This is a genomic window from Streptomyces sp. G7(2002) (assembly GCF_028870195.1).
In the GTDB taxonomy this organism is placed as follows: Bacteria; Actinomycetota; Actinomycetes; order Streptomycetales; family Streptomycetaceae; genus Streptomyces; species Streptomyces nigrescens.
Genome location: NZ_CP102609.1, coordinates 5,061,143 through 5,078,105, shown reverse-complemented (window position 1 = coordinate 5,078,105; position 16,963 = coordinate 5,061,143). Strand labels below are relative to the sequence as shown.

Below are 16,963 nucleotides of genomic sequence, written 5' to 3'. Positions count from 1 at the left end.
AGCGCCTCACAGCGGCGCCTCCCACTGCACCATCGTGCCCGTGCCGCCCTCGCCGAGCCCCGGGCCGTACGTACTGGAGCCGCCCAGCGCCTCCGCCCGGTTGGCGAGGTTCCTGAGCCCGCTGCGGCGGCCGCCGTCCGGGATGCCGATGCCGTCGTCGGCGACGGTGAGACGGACGCCGTCGGTGCCGTCCGGCAGCCGGACCGTGGCATCGACGACGACCTCGATCCGGGAGGCCTGGGCGTGCCGGAAGGCGTTCGACAGCGCCTCACGCAGCGCGGCGATCAGGTTCTTTCCGGTCAGCTCGCCGACCCGGGAGTCGACCGGGCCGACGAAACTGGCCGACGGCTGGAAGCCGAGCGGTACGGCGGCGGTGCCGATCTCGCGCAGGACCCGGGTCCGCAGCCCGGACGGCGCCTCGGCCGGGCCCTGTTGGAGGGCGAAGATCGCGGTCCGGATCTCCTGGATGGTCACGTCCAGCTCGTCGACGGCCTTGCCGACGCCATGGGCCACCTCCGGCACGACGGTCCTGCGCTGTGCGCTCTCCAGCATCATGCCCGTCGCGAACAGCCGTTGGATGACGAGATCGTGCAGGTCACGGGCGATCCGGTCGCGGTCCTCATAGACGGCGAGCCGCTCGCGGTCGCGCTGGGCGTCGGCCAGCACCAGCGCCAGCGCGGCCTGCGCCGCGAACTGGGTGGCCAGCGTCCGCTCGGCACCGGTGAACGGGCGGGCGCCCCGGGCCCGCGGTGTCGCGAGGGTGCCCAGCACCCGGCCGCCACTCTTGAGCGGCAGCATCATGCTGGGGCCGAAGCGCTGCGCGATATCGGTGACCATGCGCGGATCGGTGGCCGAGTCGTCCACGAACACCGGCTCCCCGGCCAGGAGTTGTTCGACCACCGGGCTGTCGGTCGGAATCTGCGTCCCCATGATCCCGGCGGGCTCGTCCGCCGACACCGCGACGATCTCCAGACCGCCCTCCTCATCGGGCAGCAGCACGATGCCGGCCGCCGAGTCCGCCAGCTTCCGGGCCTGCTCGGCGACCACCGCGAGCGCATCGTCGACATCGCTGCCGGCGAGGAGTTCGGTGGTCACGGCGACGGATCCGTCGATCCACCGCTCCCGCTGCCGGGTCGCCGCATGCAGCCGGGCGTTGCCGATAGCGATACCGGCCTCGGTGGCCAGCACCCGCACCATGTGCAGGTCCTCCTCGCTGAACACCCCGCCGTCGCGCTTCTCCGTCAGATAGAGATTGCCGAAGATGTCGCCCTGGACGCGGATCGGCACCCCGAGGAACGTCCGCATCGGCGGGTGCCCCGGCGGGAAACCGGCCGAGCGGGCGTCCTTCGTGAGGTCGTCGAGGCGCAGCGGCTTGGGATCGTGGATGAGCGCACCGAGCAGTCCCTTGTGGCCGTCGGGCAGTGCGCCGATCCGCTCGTGCTGTTGCGCGGTCACGCCGTACGTCACGAAGTCCGACAGCCCCTCGCGCGCCTCGTCGATGATCCCGATCGCCGCATAGCGGGCGTCGGCGAGCTCGGCGGCGGTCTCCACGATCCGGTCGAGGGTGACATGCAGATCGAGCCCCGCACCGACCGTGCGCATCGCTTCCAGCAGCTGCGGCACCCGGGCGGTCAGCTCGGACGACAGACCCCGCAGACTGCGGGTCGCCTCGGTGGCGGCGTCCATGGGGTCGGGGACCGCGCCCTGGCCACCGCTCCCGAGGTCCCTGGGGTCTGAGGGGGGTCCTGCCGTGGCTGCCATGCCATGAGCCTAATAAGGGCCGTTTTCCGGGGAAAGTCCATGTTTGCCAGGACGGCGACCGGCCAGGCCGCTGTACGCCACCGGCCGGACCGCCACACGCCACCGGCCGGCCCCCGCCCTACGCCACCGGCTGGGCCTCGCCGTACGCCGCGTCCACCGCCCGCTCGCGCTCCAGCATCCGCCGGAACGGGCCGTCGGCCGCGGCCAGCTCCGCGTACGTCCCGTGCTGCACGGCCCGCCCGCGGTCCAGGACCAGCACCTCGTCGACCGCGTCGAGACCGGTGAGCCGGTGGGTGATCAGCACCGTCGTACGGCCCTCCGTCGCGGTCAGCAGATCCGCGGTCAGCGCATCGGCGGTGGCCAGGTCGAGATGCTCGGCGGGCTCGTCCAGGACGAGCACCGGGAAGTCCGCGAGCAGCGCACGGGCAAGAGCCAGCCGCTGCCGCTGGCCACCGGACAGCCGGGCGCCGCGCTCCCCGACCATCGTGTCCAGGCCGGCGGGCAGCCCCCGCACCCAGTCCGCGAGGCGCGCCCGCGCGAGCGCGTCCCACAGGTCCTGGTCGGCGTCGTCCCCGGCACCCCGCCCGTCCGGACGGGCGAGCCTGAGGTTCTCCCGCAGCGAGCTGTCGAAGAGGTGCGCGTCCTGCGCACACAGCCCCACCAGCCGCCGCACCGCGTCACCGGCCATCTCCCGGGCCTCCGTGCCGCCCAGCGTGTAGGTGCCCGACTCCCCGTCCAGGAAGCGCAGCAGCACCTGCGCCAGCGTGGTCTTCCCGGAGCCGGACGCACCGACGACGGCGAGCCGGTGCCCGGCCGTCAGGGTGAAGCCGACGCCGTCCAGCGCCGGCCGGTCCTGTCCCGGGTGGCGCGCGGTCAGCTCCCGTACGGCCAGCGGGAACGGCGTCCCGGGAGCGGCGGCCGGGGTGACCGGCTCGGACACCGGCGCGGGCGCGTCCAGCACCTCGAAGACCCGCTCGGCGGCGTGCCGGGTGCGCCGGCGGTACTGCACGGCGAGCGGCAGCCCCGTCACCGCCTCGAACGCGGCCAGCGGAGTCAGCACGACGACGGCCAGCGCCACCCCCGTCAAACGGCCCGTCTGCACGGCCTGGACACCGGCCACCGCCGACGCCGCGACCGTCAGCCCGCACAGCAGCGCCGACAGCCCGGCGCCGGTCCCGGCCACGGCGGCCGAGCGGGAGGCGATCCGGGTCAGATCCCGGTCCGCGCACCGCACCGATTCCGTACGGGCCCCCAGGGCGCCGGCCACCGTCAACTCGGCGGTACCGGTGAGCATCTCGACGACCCGGGTGGCGAGCCGTCCGCGGGCCGGTGCCAGCCGGCGCTCCGTACGGCGGGCCAGCGCACCGGAGAGCGCCGGCACGCCCACCCCCGTGAGCAGCAGCCCGGCGGCGAGGATCGCACCGGCCTCCGGCAGCAGCCAGCCGGTGAAGCCGACTGCGCCGGCACCGACCAGCACCGCCGCACCGACGGGCAGCAGCCAGCGCAGGAAGTAGTCCTGCACCGCATCGACATCGGCCACCAGCCGCGACAGCAGATCGCCACGGCTGCGCTCCCTGAGCCCGGCCGGCGCCAGTCGCTCCAGCCGCCGGAAGACGGCGACGCGTACCTCGGCGAGCATCCGGAACACCGCGTCATGGGCGACCAGCCGCTCGGCGTACCGGAACACCGCCCGCCCGATGCCGAACGCCCTGGTCGCGGTCACCGCCACCATCAGATACAGCACCGGTGGCTGCTGCGCCGCGCGCGAGATCAGCCAGCCGGAGGTCGCCATCAGGCCCACCGCGCTGCCCAGCGCAAGGCTCCCGAGCAGCAGCGCCCACGCGAACTGCGCCCGATGGGCACGGGCCAGCCGCCGCAGCCGGGTGAGCGCGGCACCGCGGGCGGAGTCACGGGACGTATCGGGAGCGGCGTCGGACGCGAGGTCCACGGCCGCGGCCCCGGCGGAGCCTCCCTTCCCGGAAGCCGAGTCCCCGGCCGTCTCCGGGCGCACCGCCACCGACGCGTCCGCAGCGGCGCGCCGCACCGCGCTCGGCGCTCCGGTCAGCACGTCCCCGGCCGCCGGGTCCGGGAGCCGCACCACCCGGTCCGCCACCGCCAGCAGCGCCGGCCGGTGGACGACGAGCAGGACCGTACGGCCGGCAGCAAGCCGGCGGACCGCGGCGACGACCGCCTCCTCGGTGGCGCCGTCCAGATTCGCGGTGGGCTCGTCCAGGAGCAGGATCGGGCGGTCGGCGAGGAAGGCGCGGGCGAGCGCGAGGCGCTGGCGCTGACCTGCGGAGAGCCCGGCGCCGGACTCGCCGAGCCGGGTCGCCGTACCGTCCGGGAGCGCGTCGACGAAGTCCAGCGCGCCCGCGTCCCCCAGGGCCGTGCGCACCGCGGCGTCATCGGCGTCCGGCCGCGCCAGCCGTACGTTCTCGGCGATGGTGCCGGCGAACAGATGCGGGTGCTGCGGCACCCAGGCGATCCGCTGCCGCCAGCTCTCGGGGGAGAGGGACGCGATGTCGCGGCCGTCGACCAGGGCCCGGCCCTCGGACGGTTCGGTGAAGCCGAGCAGCACGCTCAGCAGGGTGGTCTTGCCGGCACCGGAGGGCCCGACCAGCGCGACGGTCTCGCCGGGCCGGACCTCGAACGAGGTCGCGGGGAGCGAGTCGGCACTCCGCCCGGGGTGGCGGACCACCAGTTCCTCGACGGCCAGCGCGGTGCCCCGCGGCGCGGGTGCGGTGCCGGGCGTGCGCAGCGGGGTCTCCAGGACCGCGAAGATCTCCTCCGCGGCCGAGAGCCCCTCGGCCGCGGCGTGGTACTGCGCCCCGACCTGCCGCAGCGGTAGATACGCCTCGGGGGCCAGCACCAGCACCATCAGCCCGGTGTAGAGGTCGAGTTCACCGTGCACCAGCCGCATGCCGATGCCGACCGCGACCAGTGCGACGGAGATGGTGGCGAGGAGTTCGAGCGCGAAGGAGGAGAGAAAGGCGATCCGCAGCGTGCGCAGCGTCGCCCGGCGGTATTCACCGGTGATGGACCGGATGGAGGCGGCCTGGGCCTTGGCCCGGCCGAAGACCTTGAGGGTGGGCAGGCCCTCGACGACATCGAGGAAGTGGCCCGACAGCCGGGCGAGCAGCCGCCATTGACGGTCCATCCGCGACTGGGTGGCCCAGCCGATCAGGATCATGAACAGCGGGATCAGCGGCAGGGTGATCACGATCGTGAGCGCCGAGATCCAGTCGCCGGTGACGATCCGGGCCAGCACCGCGAGGGGAACGACGACCGCCAGCCCCAACTGCGGCAGATAGCGGGCGAAGTAGTCGTCCAGGGCGTCGATGCCCCGGGTGGCGAGGGCGGTGAGTTCGCCGGTGCGCATCTCCAGGGTGCCGGCAGCGGCACCCGCACCGGCCGCCTCCGCGCCGTACGCATCCGGGACCGGCGCGGAGGCGTCCGTACGGCCGATCACCGCGCCGGGCCCCAGCCGCGCCGCCCGCTCGATCAGCCGCATCCGCAGCTCGGACTTGACCGCCGCGCCGGCGCGATGGGCGGCCAGCTCGGTGAGCCAGGAGACCAGGCCACGTCCCACGGAGACCGCGGCGAGCAGCATCAGGGGTGTGGTCAGGGCGCTGACCGCGAGGTCGTGCTGGAACGCACCGACCACGACCTCCGCGATCAGCATCGCCTGGCCGACGACCAGGCCCGCTCCGGCAAGCCCGAGCACCACCACCGCGATCAGGAAGCCGCGGGTGGCCTGGGCGTAGCGGAGCAGACGCGGGTCGACGGGTTTCACGTGAAACATTCCATCCTGCTGAGGCCGCCCCGAGGGGCGGCAGCTCAACTAGTGGGCCTTGGCCAGGTGTTGGGTGCCGATGCGCTTACGGAACACCCAGTACGTCCACCCTTGGTAGAGCATCACGAGCGGTGTGGCGAAAGCGGCACCCCACGTCATGATCTTCAGGGTGTAGGGGCTGGACGAGGCGTTGCTGACCGTGAGGTTCCAGCTCTCGTTCAGCGTCGACGGCATGACGTTCGGGAAGAGCGTCAGGAACAGCATCACGACCGCGGCCACGATGGTGACGCCGGAGAAGGTGAACGCCCAGCCTTCGCGCCCGAGCCGGTTGGCCCCCAGCGCCGCGACCAGTGCGACCACCGCCACGATCAGGGCGATCAGGCTGCTGCCGTCGCCCTGGTCGGCCTGGGTCCAGCCGAGGAAGCCGACCACCAGCACCGCGGCGATCGGTCCGAGGACGGCCGCCATCCCGCGCGCCCGCTCCCGGATGTCGCCCACCGTCTTGAGCGAGGCGAACACCGCACCGTGGAAGGTGAAGAGGGCCAGCGTGACCAGGCCACCGAGGATCGCGTACGGGTTCAGCAGATCGAGCACGCTCCCCACATATTCCTTGTGGGCGTCGATCTTGACTCCGTGTACGAGGTTGCCGAAGACCACGCCCCACAGCACCGCGGGCAGCAGCGAGGCCCAGAAGATCGTGTTCTCCCAGTTCCGCTGCCAGCGCTCCCCGGTCCGCTTGACGCGGTATTCGAAGGCGACACCACGCAGGATCAGACAGATGAGGATCAGCAGCAGCGGCAGATAGAAGCCGGAGAAGAGGGTGGCGTACCACTCGGGAAAGGCCGCGAAGGTCGCACCGGCCGCACTGATCAGCCAGACCTCGTTGCCGTCCCAGACCGGCCCGATGGTGTTGATCAGTACCCGCTTCTCCTGCCGGTCACGGGCGAGGAGCTTGGTGAGGACGCCGATTCCGAAGTCGAATCCTTCGAGGAAGAAGTACCCGGTCCAGAGAACGGCGATAAGGACGAACCAGACGTCGTGGAGTTGCACAGTCGCCTCCTAGTACGAGAAGGCCATCGGCCGGTCGGCGTCCGTGCTGTCGCCGCCGATCTTGGTGGGCGGGTTGAGGTCGGAGTCGGTGAGCTCCGGGGGGCCGGCCTTGACGTACTTCACCAGCAGCTTGACCTCGACCACGGCGAGGATCGCGTAGAGCGTGGTGAAGACGATCATCGAGGTGAGGACCTCGCCCTGCGAGACGCCCGGGGAGACCGCGTCCGAGGTGCGCAGCACGCCGTAGACGGCCCAGGGCTGGCGGCCCATCTCGGTGAAGATCCAGCCCCATGAGTTCGCGAGGAGCGGGAAGCCGAGGGTGACGAAGGCGAGCGACCAGTACCACTTGCTCAGGCGGGCACCGAGCTCCTTGTTCTTGGTGAGCGCGAGCCGGGGTGGTTCCTCGTCGCCCGTGCGCAGCCCCGGCGCCAGCCAGAACTTCTTACGGGTAAGCCACAGCCCGGCGAGCCCAATGGCGAACGACGACATCCCGAAGCCGATCATCCAGCGGAAGCCCCAGTAGGCGACCGGGATGTTGGGCCGGTAGTCACCGGGCCCGAACTTCTGCTGCTCGGCCCGGTTGACGTCATTGATGCCGGGGACCGGTGAGGTGAAGTCGTTGTGGGCGAGGAAGGAGAGCACACCGGGCACCTCGATGGCGACCTTGTTGTGGCCCTCGTCGACATCCCCGTAGGCGAAGACCGAGAACGGCGCCGGCTTCTCCGTCTCCCAGAGCGCCTCGGCGGCGGCCATCTTCATCGGCTGCTGCTTGAACATCACCTTGCCGAGCTCGTCACCGCTCACCGCGGTGAGGATGCCGGAGATCACCAGCGTGATCAGCCCGAGCCGCAGCGACGTCCGCATGACCTTGATGTGCTTCTTGCGCATCAGATGGAAGGCGGCTATGCCGACCATGAACGCGGCACCGGTCAGGAAGGCCGCGGTCAGGGTGTGGAAGACGACGACCAGGGTGGTGTCCTGGGTCAGCACCTTCCAGAAGTCGGTCAGCTCGGCACGGCCGTTGGCGGCGTTGTACTTGTAGCCGACCGGGTGCTGCATCCAGGAGTTCGCCGCCAGGATGAAGTACGCCGAGAGAATCGTGCCGATCGAGACCATCCACATGCAGAAGCAGTGGATCTTCTTCGGCAGCTTGTCCCAGCCGAAGATCCACAGGCCGATGAAGGTGGACTCGAAGAAGAACGCGATGAGCGCCTCGAAGGCCAGCGGAGCACCGAAGACGTCACCGACGAACCGCGAGTAGTCGGACCAGTTCATCCCGAACTGGAACTCCTGGACGATGCCGGTGACGACACCCATCGCGATATTGATCAGAAACAGCTTGCCCCAGAACTTGGTGGCCTTGAGGTACTTCTCCTTACCCGTGCGTACCCATGCGGTCTCGAGTCCGGCCACCAGAGCGGCGAGGGAGATCGTCAGGGGGACGAACAGGAAGTGGTAGACGGTCGTGATGCCGAATTGCCATCGCGCCAGAGTCTCTGGCGCCAACGCCAGTTCCATGTCGTGCTCCTTACGTCGCCGTGTGGCACCACGGCAATGCCCCTTATGCACCCAATAAAAGGCGCATAACGGATGTGCTTGTGAACGCGTTCACATTCACAAGCAATTATCTCCTATGACTTTTCGGCCAATCCCCGGGGGGTACGTGACTGCGGTCACGTCCGCGCCAAAACGGCCCGAGGCCGCGGGTCGGCAGACCCACGGCCTCGGTACGGCGTCCTGACGACGGTTTACAGCGCCTTGCGGAACTCCTCCGCGGCCTGCAGGAACAGATCCATCGCCGAGCTCTCGCCGATCGTCACCCGCACCCCCTCGCCGGGGAACGGCCGCACGACCACACCGGCCCGCTCACAGGCCGCGGCGAAGTCGACCGTCCGGTCCCCCAGCCGCAGCCAGACGAAGTTGGCCTGCGATTCCGGGACCGTCCAGCCCTGCCCGAGCAGACCGTCCACCACCCGCGCCCGCTCGGCCACCAGCGCGTCGACCCGCTCCAGCAGCGCCGCCTCGCTGCGCAGCGACGCCACCGCCGCCTCCTGCGCAAGCTGGCTGACACCGAACGGCACCGCCGTCTTGCGCAGCGCCGCGGCCACCGGCTCATGGGCCACCGCGAAGCCGACCCGCAGCCCCGCCAGGCCGTACGCCTTGGAGAAGGTCCGCAGCACGCACACATTGGGACGGTCGCGGTAGAGATCGATACCGTCCGGCACCTCGGCGTCCCGGATGAACTCGCGGTAGGCCTCGTCCAGCACCACCAGCACATCGCCCGGCACCCGGTCCAGGAAGGACTCCAGCTCGGCCCGGCGTACGACGGTGCCCGTGGGGTTGTTGGGGTTGCAGACGAAGATCAACCGGGTCCGGTCGGTGATCGCGGCCAGCATCGCGTCCAGGTCGTGCACCTCGCCGGAGGTCAGCGGGACCTGCACGGACGTGGCACCGGAAACCTGGGTGATGATCGGGTACGCCTCGAACGAACGCCAGGCGTAGATCACTTCATCGCCGGGCCCGGACGTCGCCTGGACCAGCTGCTGGGCCACCCCGACCGACCCGGTGCCCGTCGCCAGATGCTCCACCGGCACCGAGAACCGCTCGGACAGCTCCGCCATCAGGCCCGTGCAGGCCATGTCCGGGTAGCGGTTGAAGGACCCGGCAGCGGTCACCGCACTCTCCAGGACGCCCGGCAGCGGCGGATAGGGGTTCTCGTTGGAGGACAGCTTGTACGTGACGGGGCCGCCGGCCGCCGCCGGCCGGCCCGGCTTGTAGGTGGGAACGCCGTCCAGCGCAGCACGCAGCCTCGGGGTCTTCTCGCTCACCGCAGGTCCTCCTCGACCGTCCGCTCATCTCCAATACTGCACACCTTATGAGGATTGACCCGTTCGGCGGCAGCCCCGGCCCGGCGGCGGCGCCTCTCCCCTCCCCGGACGGCCCTCCCGGAAAGCCCGCGCAAAGCCCCCTGGGAGCGCTCCCCGAACCGGCGCGCGCCGGTGGCTTACGCCGTGGCGCGCATCCCCCGTCAAGGTGACTTGGGACCGCTTCGGGACCGGAACAGATCGACAGGTCAAGGCGGAAAATCTCCCGCAGAATGATCACCATTCATGCCAACTCCCTTTATTTTCCAGGGAATTGGTGATTGATCACCGTGCAGAAACGTGCCTTTCCACAGCCGTTGGTGGACCCCCGTGAATGCCCCTAACGAGCCCTACTATCGGCTCGCCATGACAGCAGCAGGGAAGCACCAGGTGAGCCGGTCGACCGGTCGCCGGCTGGGGCGGGCGGGCATCCGGGACGTGGCCGCCGCAGCCGGTGTGTCGATCACGACTGTCTCCGACGCGCTCAACGGCAAGGGCCGGCTTCCGGATGCCACCCGTAGCCATGTCCGCGAGGTGGCCGACCGGCTGGGCTACCGCCCGTCCGCAGCCGCCCGCACCCTCCGTACCGGCAAGTCAGGGCTCCTCGGCCTGACCGTGACCACGTACGGGGACGAACCTTTCACCTTCACCGAATTCGCCTACTTCGCGGAGATGGCCAGAGCCGCCACCTCCGCGGCCCTGGCCCGCGGCTATGCGCTGGTCATCCTCCCGGCGACCTCCCGTCACGACGTGTGGTCCAACGTCGCTCTCGACGGCACCGTCGTCATCGACCCCGCCGACGGCGACCCCGTCGTCACCGAACTCGTCCGGCACGGCATCCCCGTCGTCTCCGACGGCCGCCCCGGCGGCGCACTGCCCGTCACCGGCTGGGTCGACAACGACCACGAGGCGGCCGTCCTCGGTCTGCTCGACCATCTCGCCGACGCCGGCGCCCGCCGCATCGGGCTCCTCACGGGCAACACCACCGACACCTACACCCGCCTGTCGACCACCGCCTATCTGCACTGGTGCGAGCGGGTCGGCCAGGATCCGGTGTACGAGTCCTACCCGGCCCACGACCCGTGCGCGGGGGCCGTCGCCGCCGACCGGCTCTTGGCCCGCCCGGACCGCCCGGACGCCGTCTACGGGCTCTTCGACCCCAATGGCACGGACCTGCTGGCCGCCGCCCGGCGCTACGGTCTGCGGGTGCCGGAGGACCTGCTGCTGGTCTGCTGCAGCGAGTCCACCCTCTACGCCGCCACCGAACCGCCGGTCACCACACTCTCCCTCAAACCGCGCCGTATCGGCACCGCCGTCATCCAGATCCTCATCGACGCCATCGAAGGACTGGACAACGGCCGGCCCATCGAACAGGTGATACCTACCGACCTCATCGTCCGTGCCTCGTCCCAACGACGCTCACCGAGAACGACCGTCAGCCCGCCACGGGGACCGACCTGCGACTGAAGGGCTCCCACATACGGACGACCGGGCGTTCTCTTCTACGAGGAAAAAACCGGGTGATCACGGGAGAAATCATCCGTGAATGCCGGGCTTCGGCGGATTGACCACCCCCGGGTGCGTCACAACCCGCGACCAGCATTCCTATGATGGGCGCACGACACCGCGGACCGCCGTCGACCAGGCAAAGGTCCGAGAGGTGCACGGCGGCGCGACGGTGGAGGGGTCGATGACTCAGGGGGCCAGTCTGGGACCCATGGTGCGGACCATGGCGGGAGAAACTCCGGCGCCTGCTCCGCCGCCCGGAGTGCCTTCCGGCACGCCCGCCGGGTCCCCCGTGCCGCCCGTCGGCCCGCCGCTCCATCTGCCCGCCGGTGCCCCTGCCGCGCCTCCCGTTGCGCCGCCGGCCGCCCCGCCGGCCGAGCTGCCCGAGGAGTACACCCCGACCGCGCGTGACCTCCCGGTCATCAGCCCCGGTCGTACGGACACCCTCATCGACCGCCCGGCGGTCGTCCCGGTGCCCGAACCCGCCATGGACCCCGACGCGCCCGAGGGCATGGGCCCGTTGTACGTCGTCGGCGATGTGCACGGCTACTACGACGAGCTGCGCGAGGCGCTGGCCGCCGAGGGCCTGATCGACGCCGACGGCAACTGGGCGGCGGGCAACGCCCGGCTCTGGTTCCTCGGCGACTTCACCGACCGCGGCCCGGACGGGATCGGCGTCATCGACCTCGTCATGCAGCTCTCCGCCGAGGCCGCGGCGGCCGGCGGCTACTGCAAAGCCCTGATGGGCAATCACGAACTCCTGCTGCTGGGCGCCAAGCGGTTCGGTGACACCCCCGTACAGTCCGGCGCCGGCACCGCGTCCTTCCAGGCGGCCTGGCTCCTCAACGGCGGCCAGAAGACCGATATGGACCGTCTGGAGGACCACCACCTCCAGTGGATGGCCCGGCTGGACGCCGTGATGGAGGAGGACGGGCATCTGCTCGTGCACTCCGACACCACCGCCTACCTCGAATACGGCGACTCCATCGAGGCCGTCAACGACACCGTCCACGACGTGCTCACCCGCAGCGACGCGGATGAAGTCTGGGATCTCTTCCGGAAGTTCACCAAGCGCTTCGCCTTCCGCGACGAATCCGGCTCGGAAGCCGTCCGGGAACTCCTCGATGCCTACGGTGGCGACCGCGTCGTCCACGGCCACAGCCCGATCCCGTATCTGCTGGGCGAGGTCGGCACGGAGGACGGCGAGAGCGACAGCGTCGCGGTCGACGGTCCGCATGTCTACGCCGACGGTCTGGCCATCGCCATGGACGGCGGCATCACGATGGCCGGAAAGCTCTTGGTCGTTCAACTCCCGCTGGCCGGCTGAGGATTGCCCGGGTAGTCGTACGCCGGAACGGGCGACGGGCGGTCAGGACGAAAACGGGGGGCGGCACCGGCGGAAACCGGTCGAGGCATTACTCAATTTCCGCAAACTCTCTGTCACCCCGTACCGGAGTCGCTCTACCATCGGTCTATCCGTAGCAGGCTCTCCTCCGTTTCCGCCCACTGCCCGGCCAACGCCGGCCGTACGGCCCTACGGAGCATCGGGGGATGCACATGAACAGCGCTCCGCACCTGCTGAACGAGGATCGCGCGGAATTTGCGCGGATCCTCGATGAGGCGCTGCGTACCGCCCCATACCGCCCGGACGACCTGACCACCGCCGCGGGACACCCTCTCCACACCGAGCAATTGCGCACGATGGCACTCGGCGCGACCACCGCCATCGCCGCCTGTGCCACGGCCGAATACCAACGCTATGTGCAGCTCCGCGCCGAGCTGCGCGTACCGGCGCCCACCGCGTCCGTCGCCGCTACGGGCGGCGAGGAGCAGAACGCGGCCGACGACGGGAGACCGGGACCGGACAGCGACGCGGTCATGGACGAGGCCGAAACAACCGGCGCCGGACTGACCGCCATGATCGCGGTGCTCGCCCCCGTGCTCGCCGGCATCGCCGCCGTCCTCTTCCTCCTCCTCGGCTATGTGCTGCGCGCCATCAGCCCCGACAAATCCCTGGCCCAGCCGCTGATCAGCGTCGGCTGGATCTTCGCTGCGCTGACCGCGGTGGGCATCCTCGTCGCGATGGCCGGTCTGCTCGTCACGGCGCTGCGCAACGGCGCGTCCGCCCAGGTCACCAGAGCAGAGGAGTCGGCCGAGGCGCTGGACCGGGCCCGCGAGGCCTGGCGCCGCGCCCTCCTGGAGCGCGGTCTGCTGCCTTTCCTCCGAGAGGCCCTCGCCGACCCCACCGCCACCCCGGACGACGACCCCACCCGCTATGTCTCCCGCAGCACCACGTCCCCCGAGAGCCGCATTCCCACCCTCGGCTACACCCGCCCCCAGTTCACCAGCCCCGACAGCGGCTCCTCGGGATCCCGCCCTCGCTACTCCAGCCCGGACTTCACCAGCCCGGATTACGGCGGACCGGACCACCGGCCGGATTAGGGCGGGCTGCCGGTCAGGTCCGGGCCCGCAGCGGCCGGCCCGTGCCGTCCTCGACCATCAGGGCAGAGGTGTGAAGCGGCCTCAGGACATCTCGGTGAGGTCGGCCGCAGCCCGCACGAACTCGCGCACTCGCTCCGTGGTGTTCCCCTCCGGCCAGACCAGTCCCCGTTCGATCGGCTTCGCGTCGTGCAGGGGCACATAGGTGACGTCCGGCCGGGGGTAGTACTGCCGGGAGGACTCCCCGACCGGGAGGACGCCCCTGCCCCTCGCGACCAGGGTGAGCATCTCGGAGAACGACCCGCCGGCCGGTCCCTTCTCCACGGGTCTGCCCGACGGGGTGCGGTCCGGTGTGCGGTCCCTCTTGAATGCCGCTGAGGTCGCCGCCGGGTACTGCACCACGGGGTGTTCCGCGAGTACCTCGACCGACACCGACCGCTCACCGGCCAGCGGATGCCCCGCCGCCACGGCGAGCACCCGTTTCTCCCTCAGCAACACCGGCCCGCAGGCCATTTCGTCGAACGGATAGGAGGCGAGGAGAATATCGATCGAGCCGTCGAGCAGACTCGCCCGGGAATTGGACAGCTGAACCTCCCGGACGTCGACCCGGCAGTCGGGATGACGTTCCGCGAACAAGCCGACCGCCCTGAGCAGCACAGGTGCCGTCCACTCGCCGAGGAAGGCGACCCGCAGTTCTCCCGTCACACCGCAACCGGCGTCGACCGCCCTTTGCAGCGCCCCCTCCATGGCGGCGACCAGTGGCGCCAGGTCATCGGCCAACTGCCGTCCGATCGCGGTGAGTCGGACGGTACGGCTGTTTCGGTCGAACAGCCTGCTGCCTATCCGGCGTTCCAGCTTCTTGATCACCTGGCTGACCCGCCCGGTCGTGATCCGCAGCCGCTCGGCGGTCCGGCCGAAGTGCAACTCCTCGGCGAGCGTCAGGAAGATCTGGGTCTCCAGCCGTTCCAGCAAGATGCCCCCCGGCGTTGAATCCGGCTCAACGGTCTTATTTCGATCATGCCTTGATCACGGCTTCCCGGGGGCGGATCGTAGACAGCGACCACCCGGTCATCCATGAGAACCCGAGCCGGCCCGGGCCGTCGCCCACCCGGCCGCCAACGCCATTGCCCTGGAGGGAACGTGACCACTGTGCGCGTCACCGGATTCGACCACCTGGTCCTCAACGTCGAGGACATCGAGCGGTCCCTGGACTTCTACATCGGACTCCTCGGCCTGGAACCGGTACGCGTTGCGGAGTGGCGGTCCGGCAAGGCCCCGTTCCCGTCGGTGAGAATCACTCCGGAGACCATCATCGACCTGGTCAGCGGCGCCCGCGGGGAAGCCAACGTCGACCACATCTGTCTCACCGTGGAACCGCTCGACTGGGACGAGGTCATCGAGTCGGGAGCCTTCTCCGTCGTCCGGGGCCCCATCGAGGTCTTCGGCGCGCGGGGCACCGCCATATCGATCTACGTCCAGGACCCGGACGGCAACACCGTGGAACTGCGCTGGTACCCGCAGGACGTCGCAGCCTGACCGAGCCGAAGTCCCGGTCCGGGGTGCGACGACCGGACCGGGACCGTGGGGAGGAGCTCAGTTCGCCAGTGGCAGGTACACCCGGTTCCCGCTCTCCGCGAATTCCCTGGACTTCTCCAGCATCCCCGCCTCGATCTCCTCGGGGGTGGAGCCCTCGTCACCACCGAACCGCTCGGTGATGCTCTGGCTGATCTTCATCGAGCAGAACTTCGGGCCGCACATCGAGCAGAAGTGGGCCGTCTTCGCCGGTTCGGCGGGCAGCGTCGCGTCGTGGAAGGCGCGGGCCGTGTCCGGGTCGAGGGCCAGGTTGAACTGGTCCTCCCAGCGGAACTCGAAGCGGGCGTCGGAGAGCGCGTCGTCCCATTCCTGGGCGCCGGGGTGGCCCTTGGCCAGGTCCGCCGCATGCGCCGCGATCTTGTACGTGATGACGCCGGTCTTGACGTCGTCGCGGTCCGGCAGGCCCAGGTGCTCCTTGGGTGTGACGTAGCAGAGCATCGCGGTGCCCCACCAGGCGATCATCGCCGCGCCGATACCGGAGGTGATGTGGTCGTAGGCGGGCGCGATGTCGGTGGTCAGCGGGCCGAGCGTGTAGAACGGCGCCTCTTCGCAGATCTCCTGCTGGAGGTCGATGTTCTCCTTGATCTTGTGCATCGGGACATGTCCCGGGCCCTCGATCATGGTCTGTACGCCGTGCCGCTTGGCGATGGTGTTCAGCTCGCCGAGCGTCCGCAGCTCCGCGAACTGCGCCTCGTCGTTGGCGTCCGCGATGGAGCCGGGGCGCAGACCGTCACCGAGCGAGTAGGTCACGTCGTAGGAGGCGAGGATCTCGCAGAGCTCCTCGAAGTGCGTGTAGAGGAAGGACTCCTGGTGGTGCGCCAGGCACCACGCGGCCATGATCGAACCGCCGCGGGAGACGATGCCGGTCTTGCGGCGGGCCGTGAGGGGCACATAGCGGAGCAGCACACCGGCGTGCACCGTCATGTAGTCGACGCCCTGTTCGGCCTGCTCGATGACGGTGTCCTTGTAGATCTCCCAGGTCAGCTCCTCGGCCTTGCCGTCGACCTTCTCCAGCGCCTGGTAGAGGGGGACGGTGCCGATGGGGACGGGGGAGTTGCGCAGCACCCACTCGCGGGTGGTGTGGATATTGCGGCCGGTGGACAGGTCCATCACCGTGTCGGCGCCCCAACGGGTCGCCCAGGTCATCTTCTCCACCTCCTCCTCGATGGAGGAAGTGACCGCCGAATTGCCGATGTTGGCGTTCACCTTCACCAGGAAGTTCTTGCCGATGATCATCGGCTCGATCTCCGGGTGGTTGACGTTGGCCGGCAGCACCGCACGGCCGGCCGCGATCTCGTCGCGGACGAACTCGGGCGTGACCTTTTCACGGAGGGCGACGTACTCCATCTCCGTGGTGATCTCGCCACGCTGGGCGTACGCGAGCTGGGTGACCGCGGCGCCCTCACGGCCGCGTCGCGGCTGACGGGGGCGGCCCGGGAAGACCGCGTCGAGGTTCTTGAGCCCGCCGCGCGGCGAGGTGTGCTTGAGGCCGTCGTCCTCCGGCCGCAGGGGGCGGCCCGAGTACTCCTCGGTGTCGCCGCGGCCGATGATCCAGTTCTCCCGCAGCGGCGCCAGGCCACGGCGGACGTCGGTTTCGATATTGGGGTCGGTGTACGGCCCTGACGTGTCGTAGAGCGTCACGTCCTTGCCGTTGGTGAGGTGCACCCGCCGGACCGGCACCCGAAGGTCCGGGCGCGATCCGGAGACATAGCCCTTGTGCCAGCCGATCTGCGGCTTTTCGTCACCGTTGGCACCGTTTTCGGGCGTGCGTGCATCCTGCAGAGTCATGAGACCCAACTCCCTACGCCGGCATTACCCGGTAACAGGTTCGGCGGTCGACGCAGCGGCTTCCGTCCGCCGACGTTTCACGTGAAACGCCGCTGGGACGGAGGTCAGCGCCCTCTCAGCCCGGTGCTCCGAGCTCCCGCGATTGCAAAGGTGCCACCACGGTAGCGGC

General features: G+C 70.1%; 11 protein-coding genes. 4 read left to right on the top strand and 7 right to left on the bottom strand.

Annotation, left to right across the window (positions count from 1 at the left end; all coding sequences use genetic code 11):
* Positions 1-6: 6 nt before the first annotated feature.
* From NUT86_RS21385 to hisC, 5 genes are all read right to left on the bottom strand, one after another.
* Entirely contained in the window at positions 7-1,686 is a 1,680-nt protein-coding gene (locus NUT86_RS21385) for a GAF domain-containing sensor histidine kinase (RefSeq protein ID WP_018092165.1), read from the bottom strand.
* A gap of 193 nt (positions 1,687-1,879) precedes the next feature.
* On the bottom strand, positions 1,880-5,563 hold the full coding sequence (cydD, locus tag NUT86_RS21380) for a thiol reductant ABC exporter subunit CydD (RefSeq protein ID WP_274737112.1): 3,684 nt from the start codon (positions 5,561-5,563) through the stop codon (positions 1,880-1,882).
* Between the two features lie 39 nt (positions 5,564-5,602).
* A complete protein-coding gene (gene cydB, locus NUT86_RS21375) occupies positions 5,603-6,604 on the bottom strand; it encodes a cytochrome d ubiquinol oxidase subunit II (protein ID WP_159487327.1) in 1,002 nt (333 codons plus the stop codon).
* A gap of 9 nt (positions 6,605-6,613) precedes the next feature.
* Positions 6,614-8,122: a cytochrome ubiquinol oxidase subunit I gene (locus NUT86_RS21370; RefSeq protein WP_266438685.1), complete on the bottom strand. Its 1,509-nt coding sequence runs from the start codon at positions 8,120-8,122 to the stop codon at positions 6,614-6,616.
* A 230-nt stretch (positions 8,123-8,352) separates the two neighbouring features.
* Positions 8,353-9,432 carry a histidinol-phosphate transaminase gene (gene hisC, locus NUT86_RS21365; protein ID WP_018092161.1) on the bottom strand — a complete coding sequence of 360 codons (1,080 nt, stop codon included), beginning with the start codon at positions 9,430-9,432 and terminating at the stop codon, positions 8,353-8,355.
* Positions 9,433-9,834: 402 nt separating this feature from the next.
* Between hisC and NUT86_RS21360 the strand changes: the two genes are divergently transcribed.
* The 3 genes from NUT86_RS21360 to NUT86_RS21350 all read left to right on the top strand — a co-directional run bounded on the left by NUT86_RS21360 (position 9,835) and on the right by NUT86_RS21350 (position 13,416).
* Positions 9,835-10,935 (top strand): LacI family DNA-binding transcriptional regulator, encoded by a 1,101-nt coding sequence (locus tag NUT86_RS21360; RefSeq protein WP_037742820.1) that lies wholly within the window; start codon positions 9,835-9,837, stop codon positions 10,933-10,935.
* 262 nt (positions 10,936-11,197) lie between these two features.
* Positions 11,198-12,301 carry a metallophosphoesterase gene (locus NUT86_RS21355; protein ID WP_229838118.1) on the top strand — a complete coding sequence of 368 codons (1,104 nt, stop codon included), beginning with the start codon at positions 11,198-11,200 and terminating at the stop codon, positions 12,299-12,301.
* 224 nt (positions 12,302-12,525) lie between these two features.
* Positions 12,526-13,416 (top strand): hypothetical protein, encoded by an 891-nt coding sequence (locus NUT86_RS21350; protein WP_159487331.1) that lies wholly within the window; start codon positions 12,526-12,528, stop codon positions 13,414-13,416.
* Between the two features lie 81 nt (positions 13,417-13,497).
* Here NUT86_RS21350 and NUT86_RS21345 read toward each other — a convergent pair whose 3' ends face one another.
* On the bottom strand, positions 13,498-14,385 hold the full coding sequence (locus tag NUT86_RS21345; protein ID WP_159487333.1) for a LysR family transcriptional regulator: 888 nt from the start codon (positions 14,383-14,385) through the stop codon (positions 13,498-13,500).
* Between the two features lie 177 nt (positions 14,386-14,562).
* On the opposite strand from NUT86_RS21345, the gene NUT86_RS21340 reads away from it, so the two are divergent.
* Positions 14,563-14,949, top strand: coding sequence for a VOC family protein (locus NUT86_RS21340; RefSeq protein WP_018092156.1), 387 nt, complete (start codon positions 14,563-14,565; stop codon positions 14,947-14,949).
* Between the two features lie 57 nt (positions 14,950-15,006).
* Here NUT86_RS21340 and thiC read toward each other — a convergent pair whose 3' ends face one another.
* Positions 15,007-16,794, bottom strand: a complete 1,788-nt coding sequence (gene thiC, locus NUT86_RS21335; protein WP_148590649.1) for a phosphomethylpyrimidine synthase ThiC — start codon at positions 16,792-16,794, stop codon at positions 15,007-15,009.
* Positions 16,795-16,963: the final 169 nt, after the last annotated feature.

What these genes read in the sequence shown, in the direction of transcription:
- NUT86_RS21385 (WP_018092165.1), bottom strand. Translation starts at nt 1,686, where the DNA reads ATGGACGCCGCCACCGAGGCGACCCGCAGTCTGCGGGGTCTGTCGTCC.
- cydD (WP_274737112.1), bottom strand. Translation starts at nt 5,563, where the DNA reads ATGTTTCACGTGAAACCCGTCGACCCGCGTCTGCTCCGCTACGCCCAG.
- NUT86_RS21370 (WP_266438685.1), bottom strand. Translation starts at nt 8,122, where the DNA reads ATGGAACTGGCGTTGGCGCCAGAGACTCTGGCGCGATGGCAATTCGGC.
- NUT86_RS21360 (WP_037742820.1), top strand. Translation starts at nt 9,835, where the DNA reads ATGACAGCAGCAGGGAAGCACCAGGTGAGCCGGTCGACCGGTCGCCGG.
- NUT86_RS21355 (WP_229838118.1), top strand. Translation starts at nt 11,198, where the DNA reads ATGGCGGGAGAAACTCCGGCGCCTGCTCCGCCGCCCGGAGTGCCTTCC.
- NUT86_RS21350 (WP_159487331.1), top strand. Translation starts at nt 12,526, where the DNA reads ATGCACATGAACAGCGCTCCGCACCTGCTGAACGAGGATCGCGCGGAA.
- thiC (WP_148590649.1), bottom strand. Translation starts at nt 16,794, where the DNA reads ATGACTCTGCAGGATGCACGCACGCCCGAAAACGGTGCCAACGGTGAC.